Below are 14,507 nucleotides of genomic sequence, written 5' to 3' on the forward strand. Positions count from 1 at the left end.
ATGTTAAAATATCAACTTTCAATTAAAAATCCATTTTCAAGGGGAGTTTTCGCTTTATTGATGGCAATATTATCAACTCTTGAATATTTATGTGTCAGGCACCTAAAACCAAATTACATGTGAGGTGAATAGGATGGAGTTCCCTTTATTACTGGCTGGACCAATTATTCGTCGTGTTGAGCCCACCCAGGTTTTTGTATGGGTTGCTACAAGTAAAAGTGTGCAGATAGAAGCAGAGCTCTTTCAAATAATAAATGAAAATGGATCAAACACATATCATGAATTAGCTATCGTAAGCGAAGCCATGAAAGTAAAAGTCGGTAACCAATTATTTATCTACTTAATAAAAATTACCCCATTAAACCACTCATTTCCTGTTGATTCCTTAATCGGATATAATTTATGGTTTACTAAAGACTCGAAAACTTACGATTTAAAAAGCCTTGGATTACTCACTCCAGGACATCCCGAGTCAATTGTCTATGGCAAGCTAAAATACCCAACCTTTCAAATAAAGAGTGGACAGAAAGCAAGCCACATTTTTTATGGTTCCTGCAGAAAACTGCATGGTGAGGGAGAAGATTCTCTTGCTAATGCCGACTCTATACTCGATAAGCATCACACTGATGTTGATAACAGGCCCGATCATCTTTTCCTCATGGGTGATCAAATATATGCAGATGATGTTGCTGATCCCCTCATTACAGTCATTTCAAAAATTAGCAACCTATTAATCGGTCAACATGAACCTCTTCATCAACTGGATCAACGCCTTGAACGCGAACCCTTTCGCACAACATCGTATCAAGTTAATGGCCGACAGTTTATTATGGAAACCTTTTGTCAATTTACCTCTTCACGCGCTCAAAATCATTTAGTCGAGTTAGGCGAATACGCGGCCATGTATGTATTATCCTGGAGTCCAGTCCTTTGGGATTTTGCACAAGCACATGATTTATTTGAAAGCTTTGAAGAACTGGAGAATCAAAGACTTATCCATTATGCCTTTTCATGTGAGAAAGAAGATTCAAAAGAACATAAATTGGAACGGCAGAAAATTTATGATCGTTTCATTGAGCAGCAAGAAGCCCTACTATCCCTACGCTCAACTCTCACGCATGTTAGGCGCCTGTTTGCAAACATCCCTACCTATATGATTTTCGATGATCATGACCTTACAGATGATTGGAATATAACTGCTGAATGGAAAAAGAACGTGTGGGACGCACCGTTGGGAAGGCACGTAATAGCAAATGGATTATCTGCATATTGGGCTTTCCAGGGCTGGGGGAATGACCCTGGCAGTTTTGACTTTGATTTTATCGAGCAGATGGAATCCTATTTCAAGACCATCAGGAAAGGATCCTTTGCTTCGTCCAATTATGCACAGGGGGTAAATTTGCTTTGGCAATATGACTCGTGGCATTTCGTTGCACCTACGCACCCTAAAGCCCTCTTTTTAGATACGCGAACACAGCGCCAATATAGTTCTACTCCAAAACCGTTGAAATTTGGTTACAAAATAGAGGAAACGACTGAGTGTCCACAGCTTTTAAGCCAACATGGCTGGTTAAGGGTATCGCAGATCCTTCTAGAAAGCAATTGGAAGTCTAAAACACCTATCATAATTGTTTCGGCAACTCCCGTTTATGGCATGGGACTGATTGAGTCCTTTTTGCATGATTTTGTTGAACCCTTTCAGATTATTGGGATAGATGTGCGCACTTCATTTGATTTTGAAGCGTGGAAATATAATGGAGAAGGATTTACTAAATTACTTTACCAAGTGGCAGAATGGGCTCCTTCAGAGTGTATCTTTTTATCTGGTGATGTTCACTATGCATCTTTGGTAAAATCAATGGTAACCTTCCCAGCAGGTAACAAGCTTTCAATTCTTCAATGTACTAGCAGTCCTTTTAAAAATAAGAGCCTTACAGGTGTATGGGGATTGCTAATGAAAGGAGTTATTAGCATCAATTCCTTCAAAAGGAAACATAAGGACATCTATCGGATCTGTGATCCTGCTTATACTATTAGTCATGTTGACAAAAATGATGCGCAGAAGCCCTTTTTATGGAAGGACCAGCTAAGATATCAGTTTTTAGGCAAAGGATCTATTATTGAAACCGCCAATAACCTAGGGCTCCTTACTGTATCATCAGAATCTATTGCAAGCACCTTGTTAGTAGAAGGAACAAATGAGCCTTGAAAACTCCGGTTTGTTCCTTTCATTCTACTTCAGGTATAAGAATAATAAATTCCGTGCCCTTATCTATTTCACTATTCACTTGTATTTTACCTTTAAACGATTGGATAATTTGAAAGCTAACCATCATTCCTAGCCCTGTTCCACTTTCCTTTAATGAATAAAACGGAGAGCCAAGCCTTTCTATTTGCTTTTTCGTCATACCAATTCCTTGGTCTCTAATAGTAATCCTTATAAAACTATCTTCCGTTGAAGAACATGTCATCCAAACCGTTCCACCATTCGGCATGGACTCTATTGCATTTTTCAAAACATTTATTAAAGACTGGTTCAATTTTTGAGGGTTAGCATCAATCCAACAGTTACTCTGAAAATCCGTTATAATCTTAACATTGTGGTTGCGGCTGTAACTTTGAAGGATATTTACCACACGTTTTAACTGATTCCCTACGTCTATTTTTTCGAAGTTATTAATGGTAGGTTTTCCAAAAGATAAAAAATCATTAATGATTTCATTTGCACGATCTAGTTCTTCAATCGAAATTTGAATAAATTCCTTCTTATTCTTAGATAAATTGGGCTCGTCAAGCAGCTGTAGAAAGCCACGTGTTACTTGCATCGGGTTTCTTATCTCATGAGCAAAGACACTGGTTAATTCGCTTATAACCCTTAATTTCTCGGATTGTTGCATTTCCAAACGCAGCTGATGAGCCTCCCTGATCGTTTCAACTAACAACGTAAAGAACCAAGTAAAAACCACTGCAAAGATAAGATGTATTAACTGTACTTTAAGATAATCTATGGAAAATCCCCTTAGAATACCAAATATCGTGAGTCCAGCAAGACAATAGTACAAAGAAAGACCTATCGCTATTTTAACCTTTTTATCTTTTTTGGAACTCACAAACAATTTACGAAAAAATAAAATAACAGGCAGTGTGAAAACCAAGACAATGATGGTATTATAAAACCCTAAATTAATCCCGAGATACAGTCGATAAAGTATAATTAGGCTGGATAGGAAAATGCTTGGCCAAAATCCACCGTATAAACTACCGATTAATAGTGGAATGATTCTTAATTCTAGTCGAGCATTCTCGCCAAAACTTACCGGAAAGGACATGCAAAATAGAATTGAAATTCCCCACAGAATGGTCATTATTACGTTTCTTTTTCTATTACTCTCTACCCTATCCGTTATGAATGTAAAATAAATAAAAATGGGCATCACCATTAGTGTTAACTGCAACAAAAAATCCTTTACTATGTTCATCTTCGTAACCTTTCAAGAACTTAATAATACTAGTATTTTACATTATACTCTAAAGATTTCATAATTTGTTGACTTTCTTGATATAGGTATAAAGACTAAAGGAATATAGTAGGATTTACTTTCCTCTTGCTTCTCTTAAAATACATAGAAGGAGGGGAAGAAACATGTTAAAAAGAATAATCATCCTTGCGGTTCTCTCAACCATTTTAGTAGTTTTAGTATTGATTAAATCGCATACAGTAGCTCCTGTTCAAACAAATACTAATGGTGATAACAACTCAGGGTTAATTTCGAGCGAATACACGATTAGCAAAATTAGTGGTAATCAATATTATGGAAAAGATAATAACGGGACGGAAATAAACTTTTCGGCTCAAAAAATCCGGTCAGATGATAAGATCAAAGTTCACGATAAGGTTATATGCTATTTTGAAAAAGATAATTTAGGTAAAGGTATTGTTAGAGTAGAAAAGAAATACTAAATGACAATTTATCTTCTGGGATTATTATTTGATCGTTTTGTTTTAATTAGGGTTGATGCTGGCTGTTTTCGAATCCATTTGATGAATTTACTTATCTTTTCATCTTTCTTTAAATCTGGAATGGTATTTAAGCGTACTGCAAGTTCTTTATTGGTATATAAAGCATGAATTTGTTTATGACATGGAATGCACAGGTTGGCTTTCGCTAACTTCCCGCCACCCTCTTCCCGGGGGACTAAATGATGCTCGGTAATCTCAACGTCTTCACGATTACATAATTCACACTGGGCCAGCAATTTTTCACCTACTTTTTTTCATTATGCGCCGCTCTTCTGCCGAAACGTTCTTTTCACAAACTCTCCAATTTCATAAATTGCACGTTTTGCCTCTGGTAATGCATTCCCGCTGATTTGCCACACATGCCACATTCCATCCCAAATCTTACATGAAACCTCTACACCAGCTGCTCTTGCCTGGGCACACAGCTTTTCTGCATCACTTTGCAAAATTTCATGATTACCTGCCTGGATGAACAGCGGTGGAAATCCTGTGAAATCAGCAAATACAGGAGAAATGAGTGGATGATCGAGCGATTCTACTCCTGCATACATACTTGCTGCTTTTCTTACACCACCCAGGTTTAAGTACGGATCCCTTTCTTTATTTCTCCTATAGCTTTCCCCACTACTAGTTAGATCTACCCAAGGAGAAAGACAGACAATAGCCGCTGGGAGTGGTTCATTCTGGTCTCTCAAAACTAGTGTGGTCGCCACGCTTAAGCCACCTCCTGCTGAATCCCCTGCAAAAATGATATTTTCCGGTTTATATCCTTCACGTAAAAGCCACCTGTATACATTAATCGCATCTTCAATTGCGGCCGGAAATGGATGCTCTGGAGCCAGCCGATATTCTGGAAAAAGCACTTTTACCCCAGCTGCTTTCCCAATCCGAGCTGCAAGCGGACGATGAGTGTTCGCAGAACAGAACGCATAACCACCGCCGTGTAAATAAAGGATTACCTTTCCGTCCATCGTCGAGCCTGCAGTAAGCCATTCTGCATACAAACCTTCAATTTGGAGTGACTCTACCATACAACCATCCGGCAATTTTCCTATCCTTCTAGCGACAGAATCCAGCATTTGTCGTTTTTCATTCATTTCTCTGTCCATTACACCCTTACGAAAGGCTCTTTTTACTGACCATTTAATTCCTTTTGCAAAAAAATAACTTTTTTGGATACTTGGCATGTTTTTTTACTCCTTTTTACATAAAGAGTTTTTTTAGTTATATTATACTAGAAAAATCTTCCACTACTATCTTAGTAATGTGGGAACGTTCCATTTTTACTTATATATTAAAAATTTTGTAAAAATTCTGTAACAAACGAACACATCGCTGTAGTACAATTGGAATATGTGATACATACTTTCGGAGGTATAACATGACTCGACTTACAGATCATTTAATAATCATCTCTTTTGATTGTCTTTCCTCTTTAGATTTTACGATACTTAAAGACCTCCCCCATTTTCAAACGATAGTAACCAACGGGGCTTATGTTGAAAATGTAGAGACAATCTATCCTTCTGTCACCTATCCTTGTCATGCAACGATCGTAACCGGAAATTATCCTAATCGGCATGGCGTCATTAATAATACGCTACTGCAACCAGGCATGGTGTCACCAGATTGGAATTGGTTCCGAAAGTGCATTCGAGGAACTACTTTATATGATGAAGTGAAAAAAGCAAATATGACATCGGCTGCATTATTATGGCCAGTTACCGGGAAAGCAAATATTGACTATAATATGCCCGAAATTTTTGCAAATCGCCCATGGCATAATCAAATTATGGTTTCGCTAATGAACGGTACTCCACGTTATCAATTAGAGCTCAATCAGCGATTTGGTCATATCCGAAAGGGGTTAAAACAGCCAGAGCTGGATGACTTCGTTCTAGAGTCAACCGTCCACACCATTAAAACAAAGAAACCTAATCTATTAATGGTCCACTTTACCGACCTAGATACCCAGCGTCATTTTCATGGTTTTTCTTCAGAGGAAGCTATGGCTGCCATTCATCGCCATAATGATCGTCTAGGGAGAATCATTGATGCGTTGAAGGAAAGTGGAATCTATGAGAATTCAACGATCGTGGCCTTAGGTGACCATAGTGCTTTAGATGAAAATAAGGCTGTTAATTTAAACGTATTGTTCCGGAAGAAGAATCTACTTTCGACTAACTCGAAAGAGAAAATAATAAATTGGAAGGCATATTGTAAAAGTTGCGATGGCTCTGCATATATTTACATAAAAGATAAAGAAGATGTTACTACCTTTAACGAAGTAAAAGCTCTTTTAGAAAGGTTGATTCAAGATTCTAATTCAGGAATTGAAAGTATTTTAACAGGAGAACAAGCTGCTGAAAAAGGGGCAGATGGATCCTGTGCGTTTATGATTGAAGCCGCACGTGGTTTTTATTTTTTAGAAGATTATGAAGGCGAATTTATAAAAACAATTACTCGTGAGGATGCTGCAGCAGATAAAAAGTACACCTTAGCCTGTCACGGGTATTCACCACAAAAAGAAAATTACGGTACCATTCTAATGGCATCAGGAAAAGGAATTAAGCCCATTACCCTTCCTTCAATCCGCCTCATTGATGAAGGCCCAACCTTTGCAAGACTTCTAGGTGTCAGCTTAGGAAATACAGATGGAAGGGTTATCGAAGAACTATTAGCTTTATAAAGGGGGAAAATGAATGAGTCGGATGTCAAAGCAAGAAAAGAGCTGGGTGTTTTATGATTGGGCAAACTCTGCCTACTCCATCCTGATTACCACAGCCATTTTTCCGTTATATTTTAAGGCTGCAGCAACTAAAGCAGGTCTTGCAGCCTCCACTTCTACCGCCTATTGGGGTTATGCCAATTCGTTTGCTACACTCCTTATCTCCCTTTGTGCCCCTATTTTAGGCAGTATTGCAGATTTTAAGGGATATAAGAAGCGGTTTTTTACCTTTTTCTTCGGACTTGGAATTGTATTCACGTTGTTGTTAGCAGTTGTTCCAAGTAGCCAATGGCTCATTTTATTAATCTGTTATATGTTTACCGTGATAGGATTCGGGGGAACAAATATTTTCTATGATGCGTTTCTTGTGGACGTCACAACAGAGGAACGGATGAACCAGATTTCATCACGGGGATATGCAATGGGATATATCGGAAGTACAATCCCTTTTATTATCGGTATTGCACTAATTCTTTTATCGGATAGAGGCGTTCTGCCTTTAACCGTTTCGGTAGCAAGTCAGGCATCTTTTGCCATCACTGCTTTATGGTGGGGATTGTTTACGATTCCCATGATAAAACATGTAAAGCAGGTTTACTATAAGGAACGTGTACCAAATCCTATTTCCAATGGTTTTAAACAACTCTTTGAAACCTTTAAAAAGATTAAACTTTACCGGCCATTATTCTTATTTTTAATCGCCTATTTCTTTTACATTGATGGAGTAAATACCATTATCACTATGTCTACCGCCTACGGTTCTGATTTGGGCATAGATTCAACCAACCTATTAATTATTTTGTTTGCCACACAAGTTGTCGCTGCACCGTTTGCCGTTTTATATGGAAGACTTGCAGATAAGTTTAAAAGTAAAACGATGCTGCTCGTAGGAATCTTTGTTTATATCGTCATTTGTACCTATGCATATTTCTTAAAGACGACGTTAGATTTTTGGATTCTTGCGATGCTGGTGGCGTCTTCACAGGGTGGGATTCAAGCTCTAAGCCGCTCGTACTTTGCAAAGCTGGTTCCAAAGGAAAGCTCTAATGAGTTCTTTGGTTTCTATAGTATTTTTTATAAGTTTGCTGCCATACTAGGACCGTTTTTAGTCGGTTTTACTGCCCAGTTAACAGGGAATACAAATAGCGGCGTGTTCAGTTTGATTTTGTTATTTATTGTAGGCGGCATCGTACTTTTACGTGTACCGGAAGCTGAAGATGTTTCGAACTCCCCTACTTGATCTCAAAAAATTTAGGACCAGTTTCCGTTGGGGAACTGGTCTTTCTTTCGTATTATATTGGAAGATTAAGGTAAAATATCCAATCCGGTGAAAAAATGAGCCAATCTGGTCTTCTGTCAAGAAAGTAGACACTAAAATTTGAGATTTTAAAAGCCATTACCACTACCGCACTTCGCTTGGTCAGGTATTAGAAATAGTCAATCGATAACCTTGATTGACTATTTCTAATACCAAATGGCTATCCTATGAGATATTTTCTACTTTATCTTGGTGGTGATATCTCTCAAATTGATTTGGTGAATAATGCCCTAAAGTCGAGTGTTTTCGTTTTTCATTATAAAAACCACTAATATAGGAATTAATTGCTTTTATAGCTTCGGCCCTGGTCCTAAAACGCCTTCTGTAAATCAAATCTTTCTTAATTGTGGCATGGAAGGATTCTATACAAGCATTATCGTAAGGGTCACCTTTTTTGCTCATACTTATATTCATTTTTTGCTCTTTCAAAATATCAATATACTCTTTAGAACAATACTGGGAACCCCGGTCAGAATGATGAACTATTCCTGTACCGGGCTGTCTTGAAATGATCGCCATCTTTAATGCTTGTATACATAACTCTTTCCTCATGTGTGAGGCAAGACTCCACCCCACAATTTTTCTGGAGTAAAGGTCCATTACAGAAGATAAATATATCCAGCCTTCTAAAGTCCAAATGTACGTAATATCAGATACCCAAACTAGATTAGGTTCTTCTACGTCAAATTGTCGGTTAAGCAGATTAGGATAAATATATAGGTCATGATTGGAATCTGTTGTGACTACAAACTTCTCTTTCGACGTTGCCTTTAATCCCATTTCTTTCATCATACGAGCCACGGTTTTTTGTGAAATGATATAACCCCATTCCACAAGGTCAGCGTGAACTCTAGGACTTCCATAAGTCCCAAAACTTTCATGAAAGGACTTACTTATTTTCTGTTTGATCTCCGAACGATAGACTTCTTTCTCAGATTGCGGTTGGTTCTGCTTCTTCAGCCATTTATAATAGCCACTCTTTGAAACGTTTAGAACTTCACACATCTTCTCCACAGCGTGCTCATCAGAGTGGGCTTGAATAAAGGTATATATTACGCTTGGTTTTTCGTGAAGATGTGCATCGCCTTTTTTAAAATTTCGTTTTCCTCTCTTAACTGTTGTAATTCTTTCTCATGTTGCTTTTTTAATTTTTCAAGCTCTTTAGGTGTAATGTATTCCTTACCTTCCTGGCTAACATTTACTTTCTCCTTATACGCTGCCACCCAACGACTAACAGTCTTATAAGAGATCTCTAATTCCTTAGAAACATCTGTGGCTTTTTTCCCTTCTTCAACAACTAACTTTGAAACATAATCTCTGTACTCTTGAGTATGATGTTTCTTCATATGAACACGTCCTTTTAAATGATGATTGTATTATAAACTAAATCTCATTTATACGTGTCCACTTTTTAGACTAACCTCAAATCATCTCGAAAAATAAGCCAATGCCTGACAAAAATGAGCCATTCCCTCACCAAAATCAGCCAATACAACCGAAAAATGAGCCATTCACCTTAAATCGCATAAAAATCTCTTGTGTTTTGGAGTAGGATATCGCCAACTTCAGTTGACTTACGATTTTTTATAGAAGCAATTTTACTAATCGAATGTTGCATCATATTGGGATGAGTCATTTGCCCAAGAAATGGGCCTTTAAAACGCCAAGGACCATCTGTTTCGACCATTAGTCTCTCTATTGGAACATTAACCACTATATCTTGAATCTCTTTTTTGTATACAACATCAGGTGTAACTGAAATAAAATATCCATTTCTCATCATTCTTGTTATCGTTTTGCGATCCCCTTTAAACCAATGAAAATGGGCTTTTCCGATTGAATGCTTTTCTAATAAATCGCAAACTACAGACGCATCCTCATACACCGCATGTAGCACAATCGGTTTGTCATTTTTCTTTGCTAATTTAATAAAAGCCTCTACAAACTCCACATATTGTTCATATTGACTAGAAGTGATTTTATTGTCAAGACGTTGATAATAAGGAAGTCCTACTTCTCCAATCGCAACCATTTCATCCCGATGGGCATCAATCCATGTAAAAAGGTCACTTTTTTCTTCATCTGTAGGAAGAGGCTGTTCCGGGTGAAAACCAAACGCCGGTTTCACTTTATGGAAGGTTTGTGATAATTGAAGATTTCTTTTACACGATGTAAGATGATTCGAAACGGTAACAAGTGCATCAATGGATTGAGAGTCTTCCATTAAAGTAGTTAATTCCTGCTCACTATACTGATCTAAATGAATATGTGCATCTATCATTCTCAATATTGCCATCTCCTTTTGGAAACGTTCATTATTAAAATAATACAAAAAAGCACCTGGGCTCCCAAACCCAAGTGCTTCATCAAATATTATTTTACATCATAACCTTGATCATCAATTGTTTCTTTAATCGTGCTAAGAGTAACCACGCTAGGATCAAATTCCACATCTACTTGACCTTTATCAAGTTTTACATCGACTTTCTTAACGCCCTGAAGTCCGCCTACACTTCCCTCAACCGCTTTAACACAATGACCACATGACATTCCGCTTACATTTAAAGTTACTTGTTCCATGATATATTTCCTCCTATTTTTTCATTAATTTTTGAATCGTAACTAAAACTTCATCCACGACCTCGAAATCGCCTTCTTGAATTCTCTCTACTACGCAGCTTTTCATATGTCCTTCAAGTAAGACTTTAGCCACACTATTTAAGGCGGATTGAGTCGCAGAAATCTGAGTAATCACATCATCACAGTACGTATCTTTTTCAATTAAGCCTTTAATCCCACGGATTTGGCCTTCAATTCGATTCAATCTAGTCACAAGGTTGCTTTTCACTTTATCTGAATGATGACTCTTTCGATGACTGCCTTCGTGATCGCAGCATGACTCATCGATCATCTCTTCCAGTTCATGTTCATTGGACATCTATTTGCCCCCTTTTTTGAATACATTATATCATACCCCCGTATAGTAATGCGACGGGCGTAAATTAACATCTTTTCAAACTTATTGGCTTTTCTCAACTATTTAATTTCAATAACATATGAAAACACTCTTACTTTTCCATCTTGTTTAAACTCAGCCCATATTTTGTATTTTCCCGGTTGGTCAAACTGTGTCTCAAAGACTGGTTTGGTTTCATTTTGCGGGTGCACATGCAAGTATTCGTTAGCTGTTTCATTTAAGATTACCACATGTCCTGCTGCACCTAGATAAGGTTCCAATGAGGTTTCATCCACCTTGAATGAAAGTATGACAGACCTTTTTGCTTCAAAAGAACTAACTTCCATTTCCGCCGTTTTTCCATCTATGGTTTTTACGAAATTCTCATCAACTTTAAGTTGGTTATGGCTATGCGAATCCTGCTGTTCTCCTACTGTAAAAGCCACTGGTGTTACATGGTAGTTTAGTTTTTCTGGCTTTATGTCGATAAACGCCTTATAAGCTCCATCCAGTAATTCCTGAGAAAGTTCAAACTTACCTGCACCAACTTTTTCAGGATGTAAGTGTAAATATTGATCTAAATGTTCATCCACTATGATTAAGTGAAGGAGTTTCTCATGATTTACCACAAGATCATCGACAGGTTTGCCATTTGCGTCCTTCAGAACAATGGTTATTTTTCCATCCTTATATAAGAAGGTCGTTTCCACCTCACTTGTTTTCACCTCACCTCCCTCATGCTCATGTCCCCCTTCCTTCTCTTTATGACCATGGCCTTCTGTATTTGCCATTGTTTCATGGCTGTTTGTTTCACTATGATCCACGTCTTTATCAGAAAATTTGTCATATGCCGTATAGGCACCAATGACGACCAATAGATACACAATGGCGGATATTACCCACTTTTTCATAGAACCGCTCCTATTCATGATTATTTAATTTTACTCGCTGCAATCTGAGCGCATTTAATACAACCGATACAGAACTAAATGCCATTGCAGCTCCTGCCAGCCAAGGGGCCAAGAATCCAAATGCTGCGACTGGAATTCCTAACGTATTATAGCCAAAGGCCCAAAATAGATTTTGTTTAATATTTCGGATGGTTTTCTTACTCATGTCGATGGCATCTGCAATACTATTTAAATCGCCTCGCATTAATGTGATATCAGCTGCTTCCATCGCTACATCTGTCCCGGTACCGATTGCCATGCCAATATCTGCAATCGCCAAGGCTGGCGCATCATTGATTCCATCACCAACCATCGCTACACGTTTACCTTGGTTTTGAAGCTTCTTCACTTCATCAGCTTTTCCTTCTGGTAAAACTTCTGCCACCACTGCATCAACACCTACTTCATCCGCAATGGCTTTTGCTGTTCGTGCATTATCACCTGTCATCATGATGACTTCAAGGCCCATATCTTTTAATTTCTGAATTGCTGATTTTGACGTTTCTTTTACCGTATCAGCCACAGCAACAATTCCTGCAAAATGATGATCGATTGCCACTAACATCGCTGTTTTTCCGTTTTCCTCAAGAGCTTCCATCTTGAGCTCAGATGACTGGAAAGTAACAGCGTATTTGTTCATTAATTTTCGTGTCCCAATTAATAACTCTTTACCGTCAATCGTAGCTCTTATTCCATAACCAGGAATAGCTTCAAATTCTTCAGCAGTTAATAGATCAATACCTCTTTCTTTTATGCCCTTTACAATTGCCTCTGCTAATGGGTGCTCAGATTGTTTCTCAGCAGTACCTACCAATTGTAAAAATGCTGTTTCCTTAAGATCAGCTGTTACGATTATATCAGTTAGTTCTGGTTTCCCATTTGTAACCGTACCTGTTTTATCTAAAACAACAGTAGTAATTCGGTGTGCTCTTTCAAGGTGCTCTCCGCCCTTAAATAAAATTCCAGCTTCGGCTGCACGTCCGGAGCCCGCCATGATAGAGGTTGGTGTCGCCAAACCTAATGCACATGGACAAGCAATAACAAGAACAGCGATCATTTTTTCTAAGGCTTCAGCGAAATTCCCAGGACTCACTACGAAAAACCACACCAAGAACGTTATTACGGCAACCCCAACAACAATAGGAACAAATATTCCTGAGATTTGGTCTGCCATGCGTTGGATTGGGGCCTTTGATCCTTGCGCTTCTTCAACCACTTTAATAATTTGTGCAAGGGCCGTATCCCGTCCAACCTTTGTTGCCTTTATTTTTAGAAAGCCATTTTTGTTGATCGTAGCACCGATAACTGGATCCCCAATGGTTTTATCCACTGGGACACTTTCTCCTGTCAGCATGGACTCATCCAATGCGGAGCGTCCTTCGATTATTTCTCCATCGACCGGTACCTTTTCACCTGGCTTTACCAATATGATGTCTCCGACCACCACTTCTTCTAAAGTAACTTCAAGTTCTTTACCCTCTCTGACTACTGTCGCCGTTTTGGCTTGAAGACCCATTAGTTTCTTGATTGCTTCAGAGGAACGACCTTTGGCCCGGGCCTCAAACAATTTACCTAAAAGAATCAAAGTTATTAATACCGCGCTTGTTTCAAAGTACAAGTCAAACATCATCTGTCCGGACCCAATAGCGGAAATAATGATATAGAGACTGTAAAAATACGCAGCGGACGTTCCAAGCGCAACTAGCACATCCATATTGGCACTACCATTTCGAAGTGCCTTAAATGCTCCTACATAAAATTGCTTTCCAACAATGAATTGAACTGGAGTTGCGAGTGCCAATTGGACCCAAGGATTCATCAGCATGTCAGGTAGATAAATAAAGGATGTGAACTCAAAATGATTAACCATTGCCCATAATAGCGGAAAGGCAAGAATGAGTGAAAAGAGAAACTTTCCTTTTTGTTTTTCCATTTCTTTTACACGATGGTCGACCGATTCTTCTGTTGTTTCTTGTTTGACCTTAGCTTCGTAACCTAGTTTCTCTACGCCTTTGATCATTTCTTGGATGGTGATTTGAGATGAGTTAAACTCCACACTAGCCGTTTCGAGTGCAAAATTAACGGTTGCTTTGTTAACTCCGTCAAGTTTGTTTAGCCCCTTCTCAATTCTTGCAGCACAGGCTGCACAGGTCATACCCATTAAATCAAGTTCGACCTTCTCTGATAAGACACCATATCCAAGGTCATTCACTTTCTTCGTAAAATCGGTCACATTCGTTACAACTGGATCATATTTTATCGTGGCTTTTTCAAGGGCTAAGTTCACATTAGCTGTTTCTACCCCTTCAAGTTTATTTAAGCCTTTCTCAATTCGAATGGCACAGGCTGCACAGGTCATCCCGGTTATTGGTAGTTGTATTTCTTTTGTTGCGGTGCTCATGTTCCTTCCTCCTATCTATATCAAACAATAGTTTTTCAATTCCTTGAAATGGAAATATATCTTATGCTTTTATACTATACCCCCCTACCCTATAATGTCAACAAAAAAACAAATTTTATTTATTAATTTATAA

The 14,507-nt window shown here is 38.3% G+C and carries 14 protein-coding genes; 4 read left to right on the forward strand and 10 right to left on the reverse strand.

Going from position 1 to position 14,507, the window contains the following annotated elements:
* The first annotated feature begins 133 nt into the window (after positions 1 to 133).
* Entirely contained in the window at positions 134 to 2,209 is a 2,076-nt protein-coding gene (locus QE429_RS15510; protein WP_307288181.1) for a metallophosphoesterase family protein, read from the forward strand.
* A gap of 19 nt (positions 2,210 to 2,228) precedes the next feature.
* Here QE429_RS15510 and QE429_RS15515 read toward each other — a convergent pair whose 3' ends face one another.
* On the reverse strand, positions 2,229 to 3,479 hold the full coding sequence (locus QE429_RS15515; RefSeq protein ID WP_307288182.1) for an ATP-binding protein: 1,251 nt from the start codon (positions 3,477 to 3,479) through the stop codon (positions 2,229 to 2,231).
* 164 nt (positions 3,480 to 3,643) lie between these two features.
* Between QE429_RS15515 and QE429_RS15520 the strand changes: the two genes are divergently transcribed.
* Positions 3,644 to 3,961 (forward strand): hypothetical protein, encoded by a 318-nt coding sequence (locus QE429_RS15520; RefSeq protein ID WP_307288184.1) that lies wholly within the window; start codon positions 3,644 to 3,646, stop codon positions 3,959 to 3,961.
* Between the two features lie 8 nt (positions 3,962 to 3,969).
* Here the strand turns inward: QE429_RS15520 and QE429_RS15525 are convergent, their stop codons facing one another.
* On the reverse strand, positions 3,970 to 4,257 hold the full coding sequence (locus QE429_RS15525; RefSeq protein ID WP_307288187.1) for an HNH endonuclease: 288 nt from the start codon (positions 4,255 to 4,257) through the stop codon (positions 3,970 to 3,972).
* 21 nt (positions 4,258 to 4,278) lie between these two features.
* Positions 4,279 to 5,208 (reverse strand): alpha/beta hydrolase, encoded by a 930-nt coding sequence (locus tag QE429_RS15530; protein ID WP_307288188.1) that lies wholly within the window; start codon positions 5,206 to 5,208, stop codon positions 4,279 to 4,281.
* A 194-nt stretch (positions 5,209 to 5,402) separates the two neighbouring features.
* On the opposite strand from QE429_RS15530, the gene QE429_RS15535 reads away from it, so the two are divergent.
* Both QE429_RS15535 and QE429_RS15540 read left to right on the forward strand, forming a co-directional pair.
* The gene (locus tag QE429_RS15535; RefSeq protein WP_307288189.1) at positions 5,403 to 6,710 is read left to right on the forward strand and encodes an alkaline phosphatase family protein; all 1,308 of its coding nucleotides are present in this window, start codon (positions 5,403 to 5,405) and stop codon (positions 6,708 to 6,710) included.
* 13 nt (positions 6,711 to 6,723) lie between these two features.
* A complete protein-coding gene (locus QE429_RS15540; RefSeq protein ID WP_307288190.1) occupies positions 6,724 to 7,989 on the forward strand; it encodes an MFS transporter in 1,266 nt (421 codons plus the stop codon).
* Positions 7,990 to 8,232: 243 nt separating this feature from the next.
* On the opposite strand, the gene QE429_RS15545 is transcribed toward QE429_RS15540, so the two are convergent.
* From QE429_RS15545 to QE429_RS15575, 7 genes are all read right to left on the reverse strand, one after another.
* A complete protein-coding gene (locus tag QE429_RS15545) occupies positions 8,233 to 9,192 on the reverse strand; it encodes an IS3 family transposase (protein WP_307290844.1) in 960 nt (319 codons plus the stop codon).
* The gene (locus tag QE429_RS15550; RefSeq protein WP_307288169.1) at positions 9,120 to 9,413 is read right to left on the reverse strand and encodes a transposase; all 294 of its coding nucleotides are present in this window, start codon (positions 9,411 to 9,413) and stop codon (positions 9,120 to 9,122) included. The genes QE429_RS15545 and QE429_RS15550 overlap by 73 nt, the downstream gene beginning before the upstream one ends.
* A gap of 170 nt (positions 9,414 to 9,583) precedes the next feature.
* Complete coding sequence (locus QE429_RS15555) at positions 9,584 to 10,357, reverse strand: TatD family hydrolase (RefSeq protein WP_373463263.1); 774 nt, start codon at positions 10,355 to 10,357, stop codon at positions 9,584 to 9,586.
* Between the two features lie 83 nt (positions 10,358 to 10,440).
* Positions 10,441 to 10,647 (reverse strand): copper chaperone CopZ, encoded by a 207-nt coding sequence (copZ, locus tag QE429_RS15560; RefSeq protein WP_307288192.1) that lies wholly within the window; start codon positions 10,645 to 10,647, stop codon positions 10,441 to 10,443.
* 13 nt (positions 10,648 to 10,660) lie between these two features.
* Entirely contained in the window at positions 10,661 to 11,005 is a 345-nt protein-coding gene (locus QE429_RS15565; protein ID WP_307288194.1) for a metal-sensitive transcriptional regulator, read from the reverse strand.
* Positions 11,006 to 11,103: 98 nt separating this feature from the next.
* Positions 11,104 to 11,934: a hypothetical protein gene (locus QE429_RS15570; protein WP_307288196.1), complete on the reverse strand. Its 831-nt coding sequence runs from the start codon at positions 11,932 to 11,934 to the stop codon at positions 11,104 to 11,106.
* Positions 11,935 to 11,944: 10 nt separating this feature from the next.
* A complete protein-coding gene (locus tag QE429_RS15575; RefSeq protein WP_307288198.1) occupies positions 11,945 to 14,374 on the reverse strand; it encodes a heavy metal translocating P-type ATPase in 2,430 nt (809 codons plus the stop codon).
* Positions 14,375 to 14,507: the final 133 nt, after the last annotated feature.

Source organism: Bacillus sp. SORGH_AS_0510 (assembly GCF_030818775.1).
Classification (GTDB): domain Bacteria; phylum Bacillota; class Bacilli; order Bacillales; family Cytobacillaceae; genus Neobacillus.